Raw genomic sequence first — 21,705 nt, forward strand, 5'->3', positions numbered from 1 at the left:
GCTTCGCGTGAAATCGCTGTCCAGCTTGCCGTGAAATCCGTGTCCACCTTCGCGTGAAATGCCTGTCCAGCTTGGCGCGAAATCGCTGTCCAGCTTGGTGTGAAATACGCAGTCTGCAGACGTAGGGCGCCAGAGTAAGTGCGACTGGCGCCACAGTTCTGCGACTGTGGGACGAAGTTAATGAGACTGACCTACATAGACGTGAAGTGACCGCCACTATTGGAGGCATAGGCCGGAAGAGTAATTGCGGCTGGCGCCACAGGCTTAAGACTGGCAAGCGCTAGAAATCGCGAATGCCCTAAGGCTGGGCTCGCGATGCGGAGGTCAGGAGTTCGATCCTCCTCCTCTCCACCAAAGACTTTCCAAGCAACACCAAAGTTTTACCAGAAAACCCCGCCGGGCTTGACTTCGCGGGGTTTTTTGTTGCCATCGACTACAAACTTTCCCTACTGACAACTAGGGGTAACTGGGGGTAAATTCGGGGGTACTTGGTTAACCCCAGTGCAAGATACCCCCAAATGTCGCTCACCGATACAGCTATCAGGAAGGCAAAGGCCGACGCGAAGCCGACGAAGCTTTTCGACGGTGGCGGCCTGTTCTTGCTTGTGACGCTCGCCGGTCAAAAATATTGGCGACTCAAATTCCGTTTCGCCGGAAAGGAGAAGCTTCTGTCGCTCGGCGTGTACCCGGAAACTGGCCTGAAAGACGCACGTGAGCGGCGCGACGCCGCCCGCAAATTGCTCGCGAATGGCGTTGATCCCGCTGTCGAGCGCAAGGTTCAAAAGGCGGCGCGTGTCGAGCTGGCTGCTAACAGCTTCGAAAATGTAGCGCGTGAATGGTACGCGAAGCACGCACCGGGATGGGCGCCAAGCCACGGCGAGAAGATCATTCGACGGTTCGAGCGCGACGTCTTCCCTTGGATTGGGGGGCGCGCGATAGCAGACATCAAAGCGCCGGAACTTTTGTCTGTGGTTCGTCGAATTGAGGAACGGGGTGCACTTGATACCGCACACAGAGCGTTGCAAAACTGTGGGCAGGTGTTTCGCTACGCCGTCGCTACGGGGCGTGCAGAGCGCGACTGGTCGGTCGATCTACGCGGTGCACTACCGCCAGCGGGCCATGAAAATTACCCGTCTATAACTGAACCGGCGAAAGTCGCTGACATGCTGCGCGCCTTCGAAGCTTTCCAGGGAACTTTCGTCGTACAGTGCGCGCTTCGCCTCGCACCGCTTTGGTTCGTACGGCCGGGTGAACTGCGCCAGGCGCGTTGGTCGGGGTTCAATCTGGAACGCGCCGAATGGCGCTATATTACGTCGAAAACGAAGACCGAGCATTTGGTGCCACTCGCGAGGCAGGCCGTCGCGATCCTGCGGGAGCTTCATGCGCTAACCGGGCATCGCGAGTATGTTTTCCCCGGTCGCGATCCCAAAAAGCCAATGAGCGAAGCGGCGATCAATGCCGCGCTACGCCGTATGGGCTACGACACCAAGACCGAAATTACCGGCCACGGATTCCGCGCGATGGCGCGCACGATTCTGCATGAGCAACTTCACTTCCCGAGCGAAGTAATTGAGCATCAACTGGCCCACAAGGTGCCGGACGCGTTGGGGACTGCATACAACCGCACAAGGTTTATCCACGACCGTATCCGGATGATGCAAGTGTGGGCGGATTATCTCGAAACCCTCAAGGCCAGCGCCCCCGTCGTTCCCAGAGGGATGTTGCACGACGCGTAGCAAACTACGTCGTGCAACGCCCATGTAAAACGCACTTTTGCATACAAGGGAACGCAATGAGGAAGCTCTACAAAGTAAAGCAAACCAATTCTCTCGGTGAAGCTGCCGAGCGCTTGTCGCTTACGCTCGGCGAGCCCGTTACACAGGCGGACATTCTCCGACTGATGGCCGACGGCGAGCTGGGAGTTTATTGGTTCCTTGAGGAGGCGCTTATGCGTCCCTCGTCGCTTGATGCGACGAGCCGTTCGCTATTCCATGATGACAAACGCGACGGAGAAGTTAAATTCCAGTCCGGCCTCTTCCGCATTGACATGCAGTCAAATTCAGCCGCGCGCGAATGGGTGCGAAAACTCGCCGTAGGGGACGCGTGGGACGGAAGGTCATTCAACGGAACAGTATTGTTAGCCGGTGACGGTTCCGTTTGGGAGCTCATGAAGTTTGCCGAGTACGACGTCATCGACGGGATCAGCTACTTTTGCGAAACGCGCTTTCCTGGTCAAGGAGACATAGTTGTGACCGCCGACGAACTGGAGCGGATTGAGGCGAAGTTCGATCGCGCGGATCAAGCCGGGGACGACGCGACGTGTTCCGAGTCGTCCGCCAAGGCGCGAGCGACTCTGCAGAAGCAGGTTGCGGCGCTTGCCCTGTTGTTGGCGGAGAAGTCCAACCGTTATAAAAAAGGTGATACGCCAAACGCCAGCCAGATTGCGGAGGGGGTGAGGGATATTCTGGACCGTCTTCCAGACGCTAACCGCCATGGATTGAGTCCGTCAAATCTTCGCGCCAACATCGCTGCCGGGATGGAGCTTTTGAGCAAGTAGACGGATTGCCAGCTAGCAACTGCTTTTGCCAACTAGCGATGCCGCTGCCGTATCGCACGTGTAATGGCGCCATGTTCAACAACCTTTTGCGAGGTTTCAATCATGGCGACCAAAGTAGTAGACGCGCCCTCGACCGACGGCGCGCATCTTCCCACATCTGAATCTCTGCCCCTTGACGGCTTTTCGCGTTGGGACGACTTGCGTGTCTTCGTTCCGTTCAGTCGCGAAACACTTCGCAAACGTGAATTGGAAGGCCGTTTCCCCCGCCGTCAGCACCTCTCACAGCGTTGCGCCGCGTGGTCCAATCGCGAGCTTCATCGCTGGTTTTCCGATCCCGTGAACTATCGTTCGGAGGGCAAGTAATGAGCGCCTTGCATCTCCATATCGAAACGGTCTTCGGTGAACCGGACCTCGTCGTTTTGCGCACGAGCACGGAGCCGAAGGAGTCCAAAGTAGTGATGTTGGTACGACTGGACGCGCTGCATGATGCGGTGCTGACTATGTTGGACGCGCTCCCGGTTGACGATGACGCACCTCGTCGCTACACAGAAAGTCACAACAACGAATAGGAAGGGCGAGGCCATGGAAAAGAAAAACGCCCAACCCCGCACAGCCGAATTGAGCGCGAATACACGTCGCAAGTATACCGAAGTCAAGAATCCGCGCCAGTTGCGCGTGTTGCATGCGTTGATGGTTCGCCCGCGCCCTCGCGAAGAGATGGACCGCATTGCCGGTTGCTCGAACTCGCCGTCGCAGATTGCTTCTTTGCGCGGCAAGGGGTTCGACATCCCGTGCGTGATGGTCCGCTCGCTCGACTGCGATGGCTTGCTTGTATATCGCGGTGTCTACTATCTTACGGCCGCTGATCGCCGCATGATTGCGCGCCACGTTTGCAGGAAGGGCGCGTAATGCTGAACGGGCACGACGACATTGGCCGCGCCCGTTCGGCGCTGTTTGCTCTTGATCCCTCATGTACCCATGATGAATGGGTGCGCTTGCTGATGGCCGCAAGGGCGGCGAAAATTGATATCGGTACGGTGCGCGAGTGGTCCGCGCAGGCGGACAGCTACCGAGAAACGGAATTTGAGTCGACATGGCGCAGTATCAAGCCAGGTGCCGGAATCGGCGCTGGCACGTTGTTTTGGGCTGCTAAGGAAGCTGGCTGGATTGACCCGCAAGCGTGCCCAAGCGGCGCATATGCCGGTCGCGCGTCGGATGCGATAACAAACGGGAGGGTGAATCCGCAAGCCGCACAGAAGCCCGCACGCGACCTGGGCGTGACGTTCGACGGCTATCCGGCCGCCGGTGCAGACCATCCCTATATCGTGGCAAAGCGCGGCAATCCTGACGGCTTGCGCGTTGTCCCTGCTGACGACCCGCTGATGATTCGCGGGAAGCGCGTGGCTGGCTCGCTCGTCGTACCGGTTCGCTCGCTCGATGGCGCGTTACGCACGGCTCAGTTCATTCCGCCTGCAGCCTGCGGCGACAAGCTGAATGTGCCAGGGGCATCGTTCGGCGATGGCGTGTTCATCGTCGGCGTGATTGTGCCGGACGGCACCATTCACGTTGTCGAAGGAATGGGCCAAGGCTGGGCATGCGCCAAGGCCGACTACCACGCCGCCGCCGTGGTTGCGTTCGGTTCGGGCCGCGTCCGCGCCATCGCGAAGCTGTTGCGCGGGCGCTACCCCGCCGCGCGCATCGTCATTGTCTCGGACAAGGGGAAGGAAGCGGACGCGGAAGCTATCGCCCGCGATATCGGCGGCGCGTGGGTGGCGATGCCCGCCGATGCGCCCGGCAACTACGACGCGAACGACTACGAAGCCGATTGCGGCCCCGACGCGCTGACGGACCTATTGCGTGCGGCGAAGACGCCGCCCATGCGCTACCAGCTGCTGTCGTCCGACGACCTGTTGAACGCGCCGCCGCTGCGCTGGTTCGTGCGCGGCGTGTTGCCGGCCGATTCGTTGGCAGCGCTGTACGGTCCGAGCGGTTCGGGCAAGTCGTTTCTTGCGCTCGATCTGTGCGCGGCCGTTGCCGAAGGCGCCGATTGGTTCGGACGGCGCGTTATGCGTGCGCCTGTCACGTACTGCGCACTCGAAGGCGAGCGCGGTATGGGAAAGCGCACACAGGCGTGGTCCGCTCGTAATGGTCGCTCGCTTCCGGCAAATTTCCGCTTCATCGCGCAACCGCTCGACCTGCGCTCCGAGGAGGACGTGCACGACCTCACGAACGCCGTAATTGCGGGCGGCGGCGAAAACGGGCTTCTCGCAATCGATACTCTGAATCGCGCTGCACCTTGCGCCGATGAAAATTCGAGCGCCGATATGGGCGCGCTTATCGCCGCGTGCAAGGAGTTGCAACGGCGCACGGGCTGCACAGTCTTGCTCGTTCACCATACCGGCAAGGATAGCGCGAAGGGGCTGCGCGGGCACTCGTCGCTCTTTGCCGCACTCGACGCGGCTATTGAGGTTTCGCGGACCGATGCCCGCCGCGAATGGGTCGTCGCTAAATCCAAGGACGATGCCGATGGCGATAAGAGCGCCTTCGAGCTTCGTGCAATTGATGTAGGCGAAGACGAGGACGGCGAGCCGGTAACGAGTTGCGTCGTCGTGCCGGTCGGTAGCGACGACTTGGTCGAGCGCGTGAAATTGCCCCAAGGTGCCAATCAGCAGATTGCGCTAAATGCACTCGCGCAGCCCTTGCGTGAATCCCGCAACTTCAACAACGGCGACGCGCCGTATGGTCGCCCCTGTCTCGAAATTGAGGTCGCGGTGCCGATTGTAGCTGCGCATTTGACCTGCGAGCCGAAGCGACGGAACGAGCGCGCCAGAGAGGCAATCAGTGGGCTCGTTGCGCGGCAAATCTACGGCGCAAAGGACGGTTGGTTATGGCGCAGGTAAGAGCCCGAACCAGCCTGAAAAGTCCTTCCCGAAATTCCCCGCCCCTTATAGGGGCGGCGGGAAATTTCGGGAAAGGTGGTCTCCGGGAAATCCTGTTTTCGGGAAAAACGGGAAATTCGGGAAGCCGGGAACGGGTATCGTTGAAATTCACACTTGGGCCGCTGCGGCCGCAATAGCGAGGTGAACATGATTGACGGTCTTATCGCTGGGAAGCTGTACGGCGCCGCGCAGAGCCGCACCGGGCAGTGCGGCAAAACGTTCGTTACGGCAATGGTTCGCACCGCGACTGGCGACGGCGAATCACTGCTCGTCAACGTGATTGCGTTCCATGACGGCGATTCCGTAGCGCTAGCCGGCGCGCTCACGCCGAAGGTGTGGGTCGATAAGAGCGGCGACGCAAAACCGGCGCTCGATATCGTTGCGCACGGCGCGCTGGCTGCGTACCACGTACAACACGAGCGAAAGGCCGTGCAATTCGATGAGGCGACGACGACGGGCGGCACGAAACGCGCGATATGCGGCGGCTACTTTTCCGACATGCAGGACGATTTGTAGGAGCACGGGCCGGAAAGTCCGCGCAAGGTCAGAGCGGCGGTTGTTTTGTTCGATAAATGAAGAGGAACCCTAATCATGAATACTGTAATTGTGCCAAAATCGTTGCTTGAAAAGTTCAGTTGGGACGAGCGCAGACAGGAGTATTTCGCCTTGATTCCGAAGGACCGCCTGGACGGTGCCGTAAGCTATACCCGCTTCCGCGTCGAATTCCGGCCCGAAGGTGGCGTCGTGCTTATTCCTCAGTAACTACTCTCAAATCCGAATAGGAGTGAATCATGCAACTGCCGACCCCGCCGCTGCCCGAACGCCTTGCAGCACTTGAATTGCTCGTAAAAGACACGGGTCTCGTGGACGAACTCAAAGCCCGCCAACGCGCGGAAGCCGACAAGCGCCGCGCCGCGCTTGCCACCGAATTGAAGGCGTTGCCGAACCGCGAGCGCGAACTGGCCGCTCTCGCAAAAGATGCCGCTCACGCGCACGCCGCTCTCGAAAAGGCTGTGACCGAATATCGCGAAGCCGAACGCCGCGACAAGGAGGCAACGGCGCGTGCTGTCGTCGCGGCGTTGGCGGATGAGGGTGCGCGCCAGGCAATCCTGACAAAACTGGAGCGTAGCGCGCCGCCCGAACTCGCGGACGCGCTGGACGACCTGAGTTTCGCCGATGGCCTGCTGCGAAACGCCGTTCGCACTGATGAAACGGCGAACCGCAGTTGGACAGGGGCGCGGGTAAAGGCCGTAACGTCAAACATCGACGCTATCGGCGCGGCCCGCGCGCAGCTTGCCGAAGCGCAAGGGGCAATCCGCGAACTGGCCCGCGATGGCCTGATGCCTAGCGATGCGATGGTGACGCGCTGTGCGGAAATTGTGGATGCCGCGATGAAGCCCGCGTTCGCGTTCATTCCGCGCAAGCTGTGGGACCTTCGTCGTGACAAGACCGCTTCTGACATCGTGGCCGAAGTCAGGGGCTATATGCAATAAACGCAGTCTGGCGGGCACGACGGCGACGGCTTGCCGTTGTGCACCCGCCGTCGCAATCGCAGCAATTAGAGAGGCCGGCGCTCGGGCTATGCCCACGGGGTCAAACCGCATGGGCGGGCGGCGTGGCGATGCCTCGCACGGTGCTACACGCCCCCTAGGGGGTGTCAATCCCTAGAGTCGAACCGCTTGTGACCGTGGCGATACGCATTTTTTTACGGCCGCGAAATTACGGTTTTCAATTGGAGCGCGCCGAGCGTGAACCGGTAGCCTATGTTGTAACGCAGGGTGCGTTCGTATCAAGGAGTACGGTGAAAATGCGTGGACGAAAACCCGTTCCGACCGCGTTGAAGCTTGCGCGCGGCAATCCCGGCAAGCGCCCGCTTCCGGACGCCGAGCCGTTTCCAGGGCTTGAAGTGGTTATCCCGGACTGGCTGTCGCCGGTCGCCCGCAAACACTGGCCGACTATCGCCGACCCCTTGCGCGCCGCCGGTTTGTTGACCGCACTTGACACGACCGCACTCGGTTTGTATTGCGAGGCGTTCGTGCGCTGGCAATATGCGAACGAGCAAATCGTAAAGCTTGGCCCGGTGGTAGTAGGCGCAGCGGGTTATCCCGTCAAGTCCCCATTCGTGACGGTTGCCAACACGGCATACGAGCAGTTGAGCCGCATGCTGGTGGAGTTCGGCATGACGCCTTCGAGCCGGTCGCGGGTGACGGCAACGAAGCCGGACGCCACCAGCCCCTATGCACAGTTCGTGAAAAAAACGTAACGATAGCGACACCGTCGCACTGACTGTGCCTATAGGCCGTCCAATGGGGCCGTTAAGGCACAACTGTCCCGCGACCGACCGTAGCCTATCTGGGGCGGACTTTCGACTTAACGAGCTGTCGATAGCGCTTCCCGAAGTGGAACGGACGGTCGTGGCCAACTGCTGCCCGATGCAATCGGCACAATCCAACAACTATTCGGCAATCGCGCGCCGACGAATCCTCAAAATCGATCTGTTGCTACCGCCAGCGGTATGCAAGCGGCTTACCGATTTTTCTTGCGTTGAGCAGCTTGTTTCGCCATCTCATTTGAGCGTGGTCCGGGTGAAAATCCGGATTTAACGCCCTTGCGCACGTCTGTTGCGTCGGGAAACGCCCCAACCATTAAATTCGTTGCTTCTTCCATCGTCTCGGCTGCGATGGTCAAAAAACGAGTCAGATAATTTCTATCAGTAGCGTTCTCCAACCCTGTTCCTCGGCCATTTGGCTCCAGACGATAGAATGACAATGGCAGGACATGAGTGTTCTGCGAAAGCAAGTCCCAAAGAACGCTAAAAGTCCTCGGTGCTATACCAAGTTTATTCAGTCTTTCATCCCGCGAGTCGATCATTAGATACTCACCAGCGAGAAATCGCTTTCGTTTTGGCTCTGGCATCGACAGGAAGAATTCGTTCTTAAGGAGCCGCTCACGAAGCTCGTCTGCCTGGGCGACCAAAGACGCAATCTCATCGTGGCTTTCTAAATTTGTGAATAACTTCACGCGCCTCATGCAGTCGTTAAGATGCATGATATTGATCTTAGCGGACAATTCTTCGGGTGACTTGGGCGTCTCAATGATGTACGAGAAAAGCAAATAGCCTTCCAAAATCGCTCGTACGTGCGGCGCGGCACAAGAAAAATCCCAATCCTCATGGTCGGATTTCACCCATCGCGTAAGCGGAACTGCACGAACCAATGCTATGCCGTGCGCGCAAAGACGAACAAACAGCCTAGTAGCGTAGCTTTTGTTGGCCTCGACGAACCGTCCCGAGGCTGCTTGGCTTACCGCGACCGCTTCACAGATAGCGGCGTCGAATTTTTTCAGTGCGGCGATGTAGTCGCTTCTCGTCGCCCGGGTATCTTCAGCGACCTCCTCGGCAATAGAATTCAGGTCGTCAGGTATTGACGGGGCTTCTTGTGGAGTCATACGAGGGTGGCCATTAAAGCTTTTCAGTAGGTCAGATAGATGAGCGTCTGTTCCTGTCCTTCAGGTATGGGTGGAGAGCTTTGGCGACAGCCAAGGTCGTTTGCCGACCAATTGCACGATAATCATTCCCATCGCGACACGATCGAAAGCAGGCAAACGATGGCCGGGAGCCGTGCTCCCGAAAACATCATCCTGTAGTCCGAGGCATCGGGGGCACAGCTCGATCGGGCGGGCGATTCCAACTCATCGCGACGCCGAGCAACAGTCCTGGTGGTGCGAAAATGCAGCGACCCGATACAGTATGGTAGCAACAATTCTAGGGAGACCTATGGCCTATAACAGTTCAACAACATACGGCGAGCTAATGCAGCTTGTCACAAAAATCCTGGCGGAAAATGACGTCTTTAAGATCGGCAAAAGACGTATTGCAAAGATATTCTTGCGTAACTTGCTGGATCTTGACAATGAGGTCGGTTATGCACAGGTTGAGGCAGCGTACAGGGTTTCAACTCCAAGAGATGACGTTCCAGAGGGGGCCGAAGATTTCTGGCTCTTCATTGAAAAGGACTATCTTAATCTTGAAGTAGAGCCCAGGGAAAAATTCACGGAACTGTCAATTCGCGTGAGCGAAGACCTTGCAAAGATCACTGGCAATCTGAAATACATTTCGCAGGAAAGAAATTTTCTTGAAGAGAAGAAAAGGCAGGATGGTCGCCTCTCTGCGGATGAGCGCTACTATAGAAATCAACTTGATTATTTCGAGAATAAAAATATTGTAGCAAGGGATGAAATTGTTGATTTCATGGCAAATGGAATAAAATTCCATGCCATAAACAAGTCAGCTAGAAATTCCGCTGTTGCATATCCGTTCGGGTTCATCTTTGGAGATAGCCCCTATGCCTTTGGTCGTTCCTTCATGGGAGCATTGCGCGATGCTTACGATGTTCGCAGTCTGGATGAATATTCAAACAAATTTACAGATCTGCCAGTGTCGGGGTATAGAGAGGTAATTAAAGACTGCAGGCAGTCGGTAGAAAAATTCAAGGAAATTGCGCTCGTCTATATCAACGGAGTTCCTGACGAACTACCAAGCGTCCGGATGAAACTTGAAACGTTAGTTGGAAGATCGCACATGCTTGGCCGACGCAAGCAGATCATCAATACGCTTTTGCGGCACTTTGACGCGAAGGATTATATTTCATTTGTCAGTATTGCTCCGTTACAGATTGAAGGAATTTTTGCTGACATATGTCGGGAGATCGGAATTTCTGAGAGTCAATTGGATATATCTTCGCTAAACGACAAGCTTGAACATATAGATGGAAAGATAAATAGCTTCCACTACTTTGAATATTACGCCTTTAAATTCCCTGTTCTACGTAACTTGGTTGCACACGGTGGATTGGTTGACGGTGACTTAGAGAAAACTGCTTTGCATCTGATGTTGGATCTGTTGCCAGTCTGCAATCTAACAATCTCTGAGGAATTGCCCGTTAACCATGCACTGAAGGTAATCGATGAAGCTGGAAAAAATAAACACGAGAAGCTGATCGAGTGGCTTGATTTGCGGGAGAGCATTAAAATTCCAGCCTTTTATGGGGCAAGTGAAAAAATTTCTGCAGTCGAGGCACTTTACGCATCCGAAGAGTTTTGGGGCTATCTTGAGAAAGAGGTCAAAAGACTCGATGATATTGATCAAATCAAAACTTGTGAAGCTGTAAAAGTAGCTGGTAAGGTAAAAAGAAGTGGATTAGCTACCGAGCAAGCGGAAAAATTTCTGAAATCATCGAGTCGAATCGCAAGTGAGGCAATTAAAGAGAGAAATGAGACTTTGGATGGATTAAGGAAGTATCTGAATCCTCCAGTTCGTGAATAAAAAAGACACCTTGGGGCGACCATCGTTTTGTGTTGCGTGAGCTGTCGCGATTCGCGCGAAATTTTGATGCAAAATTGTCTACCATAGGCAAGCAACGTACATACATACATACATCGACATCGTATCAACGATCTATGCATTGATTTCGAACGGCCGAACTGAGTCGGGTGTGATGGGCACCTCGTGTGATACGAGGTGATCTTTCCCGTTCGACAAGAGGCATAGGAGTTCGAGCGCACGCTGCGGGAGCGATGGCTCTTGCGCGTTGCGCAACGCAATGCACGCATTGCTCGCCACAACTTATGGGTAGCCTTTGAATGGTCGATCTTCCGAGGTCGACCATGAAAGAAACAAAAGTTGATTATTGCTTTCCCGTGACGGGTGTCCGGCCAGAAAATTCGACCTTCAATTCTGTTATTTCTCCGCGAATTGTCTCGCGGCCCATTAGATCTAGTAGGCGCCACCGTGGTGTCCCGAGTCGTGCCGACGGATGCGGAAATGGGTTGATTGAAAAAGATTGATCATTTAATTCTTGATCATGAATTGGCGATGGCAACATCACTTGGAACATTTCGTTGCCGTAAATTAAAACTAGGTACGAATATGGAACGTTTGAATATTCGGCACGCCGACGCAACACCATCGCCGTAATTTTGTCATTTGGCATTGCGCCGGGTGCAACCGTATAGATGACGGACAAATTCCTTATAAAGCCGATGCTGTTATTTTCCTCTCGAATCCATCCAATACATTCCGAGAAATTTTGTATCTCAGATTCTGACATTAGAGAAAGTCCCATTTTGACGAAAGCTTTCAGTACGGCTATGGGTGTGTATGGATTTCGTTTGAGCCGCAGGGTGATTTGCTTGAGGTCAGGATCGACGGTGAAGACTGGATCTCCTTCGCGATGGTTAATGTTAAAACTGTTTTTATCGTCGTCATATTCAATGCGCCATCCAGCCGCTTCGTTTTTTAGTGTTGGCACGCCATTTTTCCCTCTAATGCGTGCAAAGGTCCGCATTGGCATTGACCAATTTGCGAAATCATTTTCGATTGTGCGACCGAAAAGCGCATTGCATTCGTCGCATTCGTACGCGGAAAAGAGACTGGTGTTGCCTAATGATTGGGGGATTGCATGCGCTACTTTTCTGAATGTGGCGGCGGGAGGGCGTTCACCGCAAAATCGGCAACGTGGATTTGTTGGGTCGCCGAGAACTGGAATTTTCTTTCCCGGCACAAGCAGCCATGTTCCGCTCAACTCATAGCGCTCAGCATAGAATGCCAAGGATTCGTCTAAGGGGTTAATGGTAATTCTCCGAGTCTGATTTTTCTTTGCGGATTAAAGGTAGATGTACACCGACGAACAGAAGGAACGAAAATGCTTTGAGACTGTTGATTTCGCTGCCGTAGTCCCAAGATTCACCATGCATGACTTGATGGCGGTTTAGTGCTGTGAATGCTTGTCCCGAAGCCTCGGCGGCGCTTTTTCTCTCGGCGGCGCCTTTTAAGAAATCCAGCTCGCCTAGAATCAGAAGGGGATATAACAGATTTGCGGATTCGAGGTCATCTTCGAGCGACGCGCGAAGCGCTTTCAACCCTTTGGCGCTGAGAGGTGATTGAAGATCACTAATTTCACTAAGTAAACCGTCCGCTTGAGCGATAAAGATGGGTATTGAAAGGAAATAACCATCAGTGGTTGACGTATTGTGCGCCTGTACGGCGGCCGTAATAACTGCCGCCCTTTTTGGGTGCCTCTCAATCAAATCTCGCACCGAAGACTCAAAGTTTTGGCGATGATATTCGACTAGGATGTCATCAACGTCATTAGAGTCGGCAACATCAAGCTTTTCCACGAGAGTGAGGACGCCCTCTAATGAATCATTCCAGCCGAAAAACCAACCTCTCGATGCCGCCAAAATCATCGCACTTTTCGACTTCTCGGGTAGGCTGTCCAGGCGTCGTTTGACGTCGTCCCAATCGATTTTACTTAAGGCGACAAGTGGGCCTTGAAGGTGTGCTGCTACGTTTTCGGCGGCCGCGTGGATCTTCTTAGACAATTCTTCCAAAAAGACCGTGCCTTTTTCGATGGCATCGGCGTGGGGCTCGAGTTGTTCCGTAAGCCATTTTGCTATGTAATCGGCGACCGTCACTGGCTTACCCGTTGGCATCGATCCCTCGGACGTGGATGTAGTCATATGTGATAGTACACGTCCCCACAGCGACATATCGGCAAGGAATAATCGCGAACGCCTCGAAATCTCGACTTAGGCTGCTGACTATTCGGACCAGTAGACGAAGGGCGCCGTCACGTCGTTTTTTGCAGTCCCCTCCGCACCTGCGGGCCTTACTTGACTGACCGCATTTGATGCGTCGGGTTGATCGCTCGTTGCGGCCGAGAACGTGAGGCGAAGGCCTTTCCAGCATTGGCGGCGTTGATGCGCTTTGATGCGCCCAAGGGCGGTTGACGCCTGCGCCTCAGTCCACTCGAAGCTGCTCGTACTAGCGGTCTAGAGGTTTGCTGGGTGAGCGAAGGGTGTTGATCACTATCCGATGGAGGCGTGGCGGGGAGTGAGGGGCGATTTTGATGGGAGGTTTCGCAGGGAGCAGCTTACGCTGCTGCCTCAGCGATTTCGCCGCACAGTTCTTTGACTTCCTCGAGCAGGCTGCTGCAACGATCGGCGTCTTTTTTACGGAAGTCCTTCTCGAGCTTGTAGTCTGCGTCGATACGAATTGTTTTCATTTTTAGCGCAGATTGCGCCAATGTATCTAGCAGTTCGTCCAGCTTGGCGTTCTTGCTGTTCTCCGATAGACGTTTGAACAGCTGGGCGTGCAGGCCTTGTCCGCTTTTGTCGGATTCCTGAAGCGGCGTGCAGTGAGTGTCGGCTTGCTGCTTGCAAATGTGATACGCCGCATAGTAGATGCGACTTGCCGCACAACGCAAAGCGATCTCCGGCGCTTCGTCCACTACCATGCTCAGGCCGAGTGAGGCGAGGTCGTCCGCGGTATTCATGCGAACTCTTCTGACGCTTCCCTTACGGTCAGCGACATGTTGAAAGGTATCTTGACCTGGCGCACCAACTGTCGCGTGAGTTGTCGATCGGCGCGCATTGCGGCGTTGAAGTCGCCATCAATCAGGAATGCGATTTCTGCCACGTGGAGATCTTCCTCGGGGTCCACGACGGTCCGAGCACGTACATCGAAAGAACTGATTCCTTGAGTTGCCAATATGGCTTTAGCCGCATCGAAAATGCTGAGGCCTACGACGACGTCGATTCGGCTTTGCACCAATGCGGAGACGATCTCCGCTTCGTGCGAGAGAGGAGTGTTCATCCAGTCACTCGAGATAGCCGTGTTAGTTTCAGCTGCAGCCCATTGGGACGCGCTCGTAGCTGCGGCCGGAGCGGAGGCAGCTAATAGCATCATCATAGGTCGGTTTACATCGTATTCCGGGCCTAATGTGGCATCCGCTGTGGCGCTTCCGAGCCCTATGAAGAGCACGCTTCCGCCAATCAGCGTTCGAACCGTTGGTCGATTCATTTCGTGAACAGGCTAATTTGGTTTTGAGCCTCCTGCGTCAGAATCGCGCGCAGAAGTTCTTTGTTTCGCGTGTGCAACGACTGAAACTGTAAGGTTAGCGCTTTACTCATGACTTCCTTGTCAGCCAAGGCAAACACTGGTGGCTGACAGAATGATCTTTGAACGTGGCCCACGGACGCAGTGAATTTACGCGTGGCTTCGTCAAGGTTTACCGTGACATTGACGTTTGCGAGCACCTTGTCCAAGCCGTCTGACCCGTTTTCGAACCAGCCGCTGTTATTGTGCCAAGAACCAGTTTCCCGCATAACACGCGAGCCTAACAACCCGCCGCCGTCCGAGGCGAAAATTAACGGCCCTGCCGGTTCATCCTTGCCAGCAACGAACGTCCACTCGTCGAGATATTGCAGCCCGATCACTCCGACCCCAACTTGCGGAGACTCGCTCAACACGTCTACCAATAACGGTAATGCGACCTCGAGTGAAGGCGCCCAGCGTTCATAACGATTGCACGCCACAAGGATAGCATTGGGTTGTACGTTCAAGACCCAGTCTTGGCTACCATCTGGAGCCCAGCGACTAAACGAAAGTCCCGTGAGATCATTGGTTGTGGACACCTCAGGCGGCTTGCCTTGGCCGGCTTGCAACTGGATTGATAAGGCACCGCGCTGTTCGGCTTTGACCGGGAAAAATTCCTTGAGATGCTGGGACTTCTCATAGAACGCCAGCACCTTTCCAAAATCCGACGGGCCGAAATTCGATGCCACCTCGCACACGAACACTACGCTCTTGACGGAGTGGTTTCCGCGCACAGGAAAAACAGTGGGCATTGTCATAGCTCCACGCGGACAAATGTCATATTTTTCAAAGGACTTGCAGCAAAAAAGTTGCGCGAAAGTAACAGTATCGGACCCATAAGTCAACGGCTACATCTGTCTATCGGCAAGCGAGGCTGAAGCTTTAGGTCACTGGTAGTACCTGTGGCTCAGAGAATACCATCATGGCGCACCTGGGGACGTGTTCGCTGTCCCGCACTATGGCGTGCATCAGTCGTGCTGGTACGACGGACCACAGTAACTAGTTTCTCCGACCGGCGACGATCTCGCTTCTCGTTCTCTTGGGGATCGGAAACGGCGCCTCTTGGCATTTCCTTGGACTCCTGTTCCGTGAACGACAAAGGGGCATCGGTACAGCGAAATTGCAGCTTGCGCTGGACGGATCGAGCTTGATTAGGGCCGTTTAGCCTTGGTTTTGTAATTTGTGAATTGCGTAAGGTATTGATTCATAAAGGATCGTGGTGCGCCGCCAATCCTCCGAAGGCAGTACTCGATCCGTTGGGGTGTGCGTCGCGCGCCCTCACCATCGCGGTAAATCATTGTTGACGCGACAAACGTCAACAAGCATCAGTTGGGGGTAACATTGGGGGTATGTTTAGAAATTAAACAACTCAATCCTTTTGTGGACGGTCGTTTGTTGGATTTGTTTGGTAGCCCTCCTCTCCACCAAGATCATGTCTTAGATAATCCGATGAAGTCCTGAGACCCGCGTAGCTGCAAGGCTTCGCGGGTTTTTTATTTCCATTTCTGTCCAAGGGTAGCAACCGACACACATTGTCCACAGCGCGCCGAGCGCGAAGCAGACCACATAGGCGACCAAATAATCGAGGGGTGGGGTAGGAAGCATCACCGGACTCCTGAGGCGGTTCGCCGGTGCGCAGTCGCATCGCGGCGGAGTGGCAGAGGGCTGCCGTGCTCAGGTGGGTGATATAGGTTTGATTTTTGTTTGGATCGGGACTGGTAAGCGGCGTATGCCCTCTGTCTCAGTCCGACCCGAAGCAACCGTTTGATGACTTCAAGCGCGAAAGACCTCGTTGGAAAGCAGAGCGGACATTTGCATCGGCGAGATTGATGGCGCGAACTCGGCCGATGCCGCCATCAGAAACTTATTTCGCGCACGTCCGCTCAAGTGCCGACCGCGAACCAAGCAGCATCAGCGGTCGCAGAGACCGGTTCCCAAACACGTAAGCGTCTATTCGAGACGCGACGGAGAAGACTCGTGCATGAAATTGCCCAAGCTTTATTGATTCATTACTCATCACGCCGGCCGCGCCGAATAGTGACCGTCTCTGGCCGTGGAGTGCGAGGGAAATTCCCAAGCCGGAAGTCGGCCGACCCCGCCCAGTTCGAAAGCCTCGTCGAAGAAATGGCGCTGCGATTCCTGGAAGCTGCCCCGTTAGTCAAGTCACTCGCAACCCAGCCACAAGTATTCGAATACACCGACGGTAGCCACTGAAACGGCTCCAGAAGTTCGCTGGCCTCGACGCTCAGAGCCGTCGCCAGATTCTTTGGCGTGTGGAATTTGTCCCAGTCGCGTTCATCCGCAAACTGACGAACGAGGTCGCGCAAGCTAACAAGGTCACTTTGCATCTCAAAATCTCTTTGGGTGATGGTTCCCGCGGGACGACTGGGGGCAACGAGTCGGATTAGTCTTGCGGGCTGAAATAGGGCAATAGAGGCGTGCTTGCTCGAGTGAGCCGCGTCGTCCTTATGTCAGCAATCGGTGATGATATTCGAGAGGGCGGCTTGATGCTCACGTTATCGATTGAGCCGGGCAGGTGCGCGGCTATGACGCGTGCTTAGGCATTGTGAATCACGCGCGTGTCTGTCGACGCAGGCGTCGTGCCGTACTTCTTTGACCCACCTTCGTGCGCGCTTTTTTGCCGCTCGAGGTGACCCCGCCCGCCGCGTGATCACGCTCGCGCTACATCACTTTCCAGAGACTCGCAGGATTCGAACGCGCATCTTTTGCACAAAGATCGCCAGGATCGACAACGCACATATCCTCAATGGATTTTGGCCAGACCGGAATTCTGCAACTACGCATCGCAAACCATCGCGCAAAGGAGAACAGCAGAAGAGCCGGCGACAACAGTATTTGCACCAAAGTGTGACCGGGCAAATTCAAGGCAAGTCGCAACAAACCAAACCGCCATGTCTCACGCCGATCGGAAATGAGCAGATACGCCGGCGTACACGGTATGATCGCCGCCGCACCATCCTCCATATATCGCCGGACATATTCCCAGTACCGGTAAAGCTCTTCTTTCACTGGCCACGCCAGCGCAAAACAGAATGTCTCGACCACGGTTACGCCATCGTCACCGAGAACATGCCCGCGCACATCCCATGTTTGAATGCCAAACGGTCGATTGCCTCGTCCTAGAGCGAAAAAAACCTTATTCCATGGAACGGACAGCACGGTCCCGTCGAGCCGAAACACATGCACCACCCGACGCTCCCGGTCGAGCCGAATCGGGTAGTGCGTGTATCGAAAACACTCTCTGGAAATAAGCCAGAGGAGAACCGCAGCCAGACCGATGCCGAGCAGAAACGGGATCGCGCCGAAGACAAGATTTCCAAGCCGGTCCCCGGGATTGCCCAGCAATCCATCGACAAAGAAAATGTCCGCACCGACTCCCGCTATGAACAGACAGATGATCGTCAAGACACCCATTACGAATGTCAAAGCGCCTTTCCAGCCGTAATACTTGTCCGTCACCTCCAGATAGCGACTATTTATCCTGATCGTGGAGCTGAAATAATTCGGGGAAACGTCCAGGCGCTTCGCGGGATCGAGACGGTTCTGACGCTCTTCGTCCGTGAGCGGGCGATTGACTTTGTACTTATTGATGAGGCCAGTGTACTCCATGATTAACCTTTCGTTGCCACATCCAGTTGCTGCATTTCTATCTCCATAGTTTGATACTTACCCTGCTTTGTTTTTCCCCAATACGTCAACTCCAGCCAATCCTGGATCTTGTTGTTGACGAGCAGTGTCATCACGAACGCCCAGATAACCATCAGGCCGACAACCACCAGGCCCCACCCGGTCCAACCGATGAACAACAGCATCGTGGCGGCGGCTCCCAGTAGCCCGGATACCCCATACGCTGCGGCAGCGCCGTTGTGACCGGCCTTATGTTCCTCGTACGCACGCCATCCGTCCCATGCGGCCATCAATATCCCGGCCGCGACGCCCACAATACGGCCCACAACGCCGAAGATCTTGGCACCTGCCTGCATGGTCGCCTGACCGAGCCGAATACCGGCGACCGACAGTCGAGTAAGTCCGCCTTCAATGGCATCCGCCACGGCACCAAAAATGGCCAGTCCCTGCGTATAGACCCGACGCAGCATCTCGTTCTTGTGCACAGTCAGCGCGTCCTCCTCGCCCTGCATGATGGAATGCATGGCCCAACCGTTCGCCAGCAAAGCCAGAACAGCGAAGGTGAAGGGGATATTCACCTTGATGCGTTCGCTTCCCCGGGCAACCGCTTCGCGATAATTCGCCAGATTCAGTTCGTCAACTTGCTCCGGCGTTCGGATGCTCTTCGCCAGCCACTTCGCCTGATCGTCGACGTTCAGGTTCTTGGGCATGTTGTGGACTTCATCCGGGTCGATCATCAATAGCCAGGTTTTTTTGTCACTGCCTTTGGTATCGACGCCGCATATCTCCTGCCGGCGCAGTTCATCGGCAACGGCCTTTTCCATCTTGTTAGCGGGTATCGATTTCGCTTTGCCGCTCAACTTCAACATATTCTTGATGAGCGACGCGCGAAACGCCTTCTTCCCGCCTTCAATCGTCACCAGTACGTAGGGCTTGCGCGCCATTACCCCGAGTGCGACGAGTCCGGAGTAAATCCGCTGACTCTCGCCGACCTTCTTTAAAGTCGCGGTAATAGCGCCTGAAACCAGACTCGCAAGCCGGCCGATTTCGTCTTTCTGAGCTTCAAGCAACTGATCGAAAGTTGCCTTTCCGATGCCCATCATTTTGTCCCACGGCAGCTCCGCCCACGCCGCGGTATTTTCAGCGGCGCTCTGGATGGCTTTTGCCTGCGTATCCTGATGTAAGCAAAGCGCTCGCAACAGGATATTGCGCTTGTCGTTCAGATTGCCCTGAAGCCACTCGTTATAAACATCCGCGCTACATTTCTTATCTTGCGTACCGGCAATACACTGGCCGAACACGATCGTGTAGACGACGCCGCTAGCCACGACTGTGCTGTCGAAATTACAGTCGAAGTAGTTGTAGAATCTGTCGCCTTTGATCCAGTCGCGATGAGCTAGCGCGAGCGGACCGATAACGCTCTGGTCGAAGGACTGCAGCGCGGCATTGAAACTATCCTGCCAATCAGTGCGCTGCTTGTCGGAGTACAGATCGTCGTACTTCTTCCATTCCTTATCACCGGCCTGACGCAATTGATCCGGCGTAATGGCGCGGTCCATTGCTGCCAGCGCAGCGTTACCGGGTACCTGCATCCCTCCCATCAGCCCGGCAGACATCGAGTATCCCGACTCGTCTTGCTGAGCACGCTTTTCCCGATCGTCGATGAAATCTTGCTCAGCCTGAATCCGGATCGCGTCTCGAATCTGCTCGATAACGCCGGACAAAGCGGTCTTGCGGGGCCGGTCCTTATCGTTACGCTCGTCACGCATAAACGCCTGCATGCGTGTGCGCATGAGAAGCGCGAGTTCTGCGGCAATGCCAACAGGATCGGGAACGGCGACCATAACCGCTTCATACGGTTTAGCCACCTGCTTGCCCCATTCCATCAAACCTTTTGACTGATCGCCCAGAAAGTTGAGCGGTTGCTGCGAAAAGCCCAACGCACGATCCGATACAATCGTCACTTCCGGCAGCCACGTACCGGCCATGTTCTGTTTCAATTCAGCGAGGCGTGTTCGGGCGTCGGCCTCCTGCTTCTGTTCGACGCGAGCCGCGGAACCCGTCAACGGATGTGCAGTCCGCGCCTGTTCCATCTGTTTGATTTGCTGCTCGAGTGCGGCGGCTTGTTTGGCAAGCGCGTCGCGCGCGCTCGTTGCCGCGGTATCCGGTTTGAGTACTTTACTGAATTCGGCCACGTTTTTGAGCTTACTGAACGTGTCCATGTGCGCAGCCGCCTTTTGTGCACGCACGTCGGCCATGTTGATGCAGCGCATGTGCCGCTTTCGATAAGCGGCGTCCGAGTGCGCAGCCAGTACACCTTCGGTCCACATCACGTCGGAAAACGCCAGCCAGATATTCCCCGCCCGGGCCGCATCCTTGACCGTGATACAGCGCGCCAGATAGGGATCGGCCTTGCGGACGCAAGCTTCGTTAAACGTTTTGTCCGGAACCTGTGGCGGCGTCTTCGAATGGATATCGAAATGGTAGAGCAGTCCCTGACTGTTCACGATATATGCGCCCCACTCACCTCTGACTTCGTCGAACACGTAAAGGTAGCCCGGTCGCAAAATGCGCAGTGTGTATTTGGCACTCTCGCCAGGCAAAGCCACTTTGCCGGCATTGAATGGCGCAACGACGTCTGGCGCTTTCCCGCCGAGGTCGGTACGCGCCACTGCGTAGCGCAGCGGAAGAATCGGCAAGCCGCTTCTATCGCAGAACGGGCAGGTTTGGACCGGGGGAGTGGCGGCGGCAGTCATGTGCGCTCCTTCAATTGTTCTAATTCACTGCTTATACGTTGCATGGCCGCTTCGTCCAGATGACGGCAAGCGCCAACATAGGTGAGCTCCCCGGTGAGCGCGAGAGCGAGGCAAGACCGCAATTCCTGATGGGTATGGATATCGGGATGAAAACGGACAGCCTGTTCCGCGTAAAGCTGCCGGTCGCTGGATTCGGTCAAACGATGCACCGTCCATGCCCTGTCGAGTGCGGCGTCGATCCGCCGGGCGAGTGCGGCGTCATTCGGAAGATCGGGCGCATTGCGCCTCAAGCGCTTCAACGTCTCGTTGATGTCGCCGAGCCTTAGCAGCGTGTCCCATTGCCGCGGAGAAAAGAGCAGGCGTGACTGGGCATCGGTGGTCTCCGGGACGTGTTCGCGAGACTGCCAGGAACCGTCGAAGACCGGCCAAGCCCAGCCCTGCAGAGGACCCAGCAAGCTTTCCCACTGCGAGGGTTCAAGGAGCCAGTCGAGATGCCACAGAACCCGCGGATCGTACAAGCGGACGATGTCGTATGCGCGGCGGGCAGAATGGTATTGCGTCATCTGCCGCGCCAGATGGTCGCGCACTCTGTCGGCATCGGCTTGCGTTTGCAGCAACGAGCAGAAATAGGGGGTGCCGCATTCGGTCTCCCATCGTTGAGCGCGGCCTGACAGGTCAACGCGCGCGACTTCGTCCATGCGGTGCAATTCGACCAGCCGGGGGAAGAGTTCGGCTTGCCCTTTGAATCGCTGCGGCACAACGGGCTCAGAGGGCAGATCCCTCCACTCGGCCTCATCCACCTGCAGAGGATTGATCAGCGCGTACGGATACGTCCGCAGCGTAGCTTCGTTTGGCACCGGCGTAACCATA

General features: G+C 55.6%; 20 protein-coding genes and 1 pseudogene. 11 read left to right on the forward strand and 10 right to left on the reverse strand.

All coding sequences use genetic code 11. The annotated features are described in order from the left end of the window. Window positions 1-518 precede the first annotated feature (518 nt). The 10 genes from KHO33_RS37840 (at window position 519) to KHO33_RS37885 (ending at window position 7,759) form a co-directional block, all read left to right on the forward strand. Window positions 519-1,736: a tyrosine-type recombinase/integrase gene (locus tag KHO33_RS37840; RefSeq protein WP_200567802.1), complete on the forward strand. Its 1,218-nt coding sequence runs from the start codon at window positions 519-521 to the stop codon at window positions 1,734-1,736. A gap of 56 nt (window positions 1,737-1,792) precedes the next feature. Then, window positions 1,793-2,557, forward strand: coding sequence for a hypothetical protein (locus KHO33_RS37845; protein WP_200567803.1), 765 nt, complete (start codon window positions 1,793-1,795; stop codon window positions 2,555-2,557). 102 nt (window positions 2,558-2,659) lie between these two features. Next, window positions 2,660-2,920: a helix-turn-helix transcriptional regulator gene (locus tag KHO33_RS37850; protein ID WP_200567804.1), complete on the forward strand. Its 261-nt coding sequence runs from the start codon at window positions 2,660-2,662 to the stop codon at window positions 2,918-2,920. Continuing rightward, a complete protein-coding gene (locus tag KHO33_RS37855; RefSeq protein WP_200567805.1) occupies window positions 2,920-3,126 on the forward strand; it encodes a hypothetical protein in 207 nt (68 codons plus the stop codon). Before KHO33_RS37850 ends, KHO33_RS37855 begins: the two co-directional genes overlap by 1 nt. Before the next feature lie 13 nt (window positions 3,127-3,139). Beyond that, window positions 3,140-3,466 carry a hypothetical protein gene (locus KHO33_RS37860; protein ID WP_200567806.1) on the forward strand — a complete coding sequence of 109 codons (327 nt, stop codon included), beginning with the start codon at window positions 3,140-3,142 and terminating at the stop codon, window positions 3,464-3,466. Continuing rightward, window positions 3,466-5,457, forward strand: coding sequence for an AAA family ATPase (locus tag KHO33_RS37865; RefSeq protein ID WP_200567807.1), 1,992 nt, complete (start codon window positions 3,466-3,468; stop codon window positions 5,455-5,457). The genes KHO33_RS37860 and KHO33_RS37865 overlap by 1 nt, the downstream gene beginning before the upstream one ends. A gap of 186 nt (window positions 5,458-5,643) precedes the next feature. Further along, window positions 5,644-6,012 carry a single stranded DNA-binding domain-containing protein gene (locus KHO33_RS37870; RefSeq protein ID WP_200567808.1) on the forward strand — a complete coding sequence of 123 codons (369 nt, stop codon included), beginning with the start codon at window positions 5,644-5,646 and terminating at the stop codon, window positions 6,010-6,012. A gap of 75 nt (window positions 6,013-6,087) precedes the next feature. Beyond that, window positions 6,088-6,258 (forward strand): hypothetical protein, encoded by a 171-nt coding sequence (locus KHO33_RS37875; RefSeq protein WP_200567809.1) that lies wholly within the window; start codon window positions 6,088-6,090, stop codon window positions 6,256-6,258. A 29-nt stretch (window positions 6,259-6,287) separates the two neighbouring features. Beyond that, a complete protein-coding gene (locus KHO33_RS37880) occupies window positions 6,288-6,989 on the forward strand; it encodes a hypothetical protein (protein WP_234480862.1) in 702 nt (233 codons plus the stop codon). 188 nt (window positions 6,990-7,177) lie between these two features. Then, window positions 7,178-7,759 (forward strand): phage terminase small subunit P27 family, encoded by a 582-nt coding sequence (locus KHO33_RS37885; RefSeq protein WP_236074808.1) that lies wholly within the window; start codon window positions 7,178-7,180, stop codon window positions 7,757-7,759. A gap of 263 nt (window positions 7,760-8,022) precedes the next feature. Here KHO33_RS37885 and KHO33_RS37890 read toward each other — a convergent pair whose 3' ends face one another. Continuing rightward, window positions 8,023-8,943, reverse strand: coding sequence for a DUF5677 domain-containing protein (locus KHO33_RS37890; protein WP_200567811.1), 921 nt, complete (start codon window positions 8,941-8,943; stop codon window positions 8,023-8,025). Window positions 8,944-9,271: 328 nt separating this feature from the next. Between KHO33_RS37890 and KHO33_RS37895 the strand changes: the two genes are divergently transcribed. Next, window positions 9,272-10,819 carry a hypothetical protein gene (locus KHO33_RS37895; protein WP_200567812.1) on the forward strand — a complete coding sequence of 516 codons (1,548 nt, stop codon included), beginning with the start codon at window positions 9,272-9,274 and terminating at the stop codon, window positions 10,817-10,819. Window positions 10,820-11,180: 361 nt separating this feature from the next. On the opposite strand, the gene KHO33_RS37900 is transcribed toward KHO33_RS37895, so the two are convergent. From KHO33_RS37900 to KHO33_RS37935, 9 genes and pseudogenes are all read right to left on the reverse strand, one after another. Further along, on the reverse strand, window positions 11,181-12,104 hold the full coding sequence (locus tag KHO33_RS37900) for an HNH endonuclease (RefSeq protein ID WP_200567813.1): 924 nt from the start codon (window positions 12,102-12,104) through the stop codon (window positions 11,181-11,183). Between the two features lie 16 nt (window positions 12,105-12,120). Then, complete coding sequence (locus tag KHO33_RS37905; RefSeq protein ID WP_200567814.1) at window positions 12,121-12,987, reverse strand: hypothetical protein; 867 nt, start codon at window positions 12,985-12,987, stop codon at window positions 12,121-12,123. A gap of 440 nt (window positions 12,988-13,427) precedes the next feature. Continuing rightward, a complete protein-coding gene (locus KHO33_RS37910) occupies window positions 13,428-13,829 on the reverse strand; it encodes a hypothetical protein (RefSeq protein WP_211629279.1) in 402 nt (133 codons plus the stop codon). Further along, window positions 13,826-14,149, reverse strand: a complete 324-nt coding sequence (locus KHO33_RS37915) for a hypothetical protein (protein ID WP_200567816.1) — start codon at window positions 14,147-14,149, stop codon at window positions 13,826-13,828. The genes KHO33_RS37910 and KHO33_RS37915 overlap by 4 nt, the downstream gene beginning before the upstream one ends. 203 nt (window positions 14,150-14,352) lie before the next feature. Beyond that, entirely contained in the window at window positions 14,353-15,183 is an 831-nt protein-coding gene (locus KHO33_RS37920) for a TIGR04255 family protein (RefSeq protein ID WP_200567817.1), read from the reverse strand. Between the two features lie 1,446 nt (window positions 15,184-16,629). Further along, window positions 16,630-16,779: pseudogene (locus KHO33_RS42415) on the reverse strand (nucleotide pyrophosphohydrolase); the annotation flags it as partial. A gap of 334 nt (window positions 16,780-17,113) precedes the next feature. Then, the gene (locus KHO33_RS37925; RefSeq protein ID WP_200567818.1) at window positions 17,114-18,061 is read right to left on the reverse strand and encodes a DUF6708 domain-containing protein; all 948 of its coding nucleotides are present in this window, start codon (window positions 18,059-18,061) and stop codon (window positions 17,114-17,116) included. A 2-nt stretch (window positions 18,062-18,063) separates the two neighbouring features. Beyond that, window positions 18,064-20,835, reverse strand: coding sequence for a T6SS effector BTH_I2691 family protein (locus tag KHO33_RS37930; protein WP_200567819.1), 2,772 nt, complete (start codon window positions 20,833-20,835; stop codon window positions 18,064-18,066). Then, window positions 20,832-21,704 (reverse strand): DUF4123 domain-containing protein, encoded by an 873-nt coding sequence (locus KHO33_RS37935; protein WP_200567820.1) that lies wholly within the window; start codon window positions 21,702-21,704, stop codon window positions 20,832-20,834. Before KHO33_RS37935 ends, KHO33_RS37930 begins: the two co-directional genes overlap by 4 nt. Window position 21,705 lies beyond the last annotated feature (1 nt).

It is taken from the genome of Paraburkholderia nemoris (assembly GCF_905221015.1).
Classification (GTDB): Bacteria; Pseudomonadota; Gammaproteobacteria; order Burkholderiales; family Burkholderiaceae; genus Paraburkholderia; species Paraburkholderia nemoris.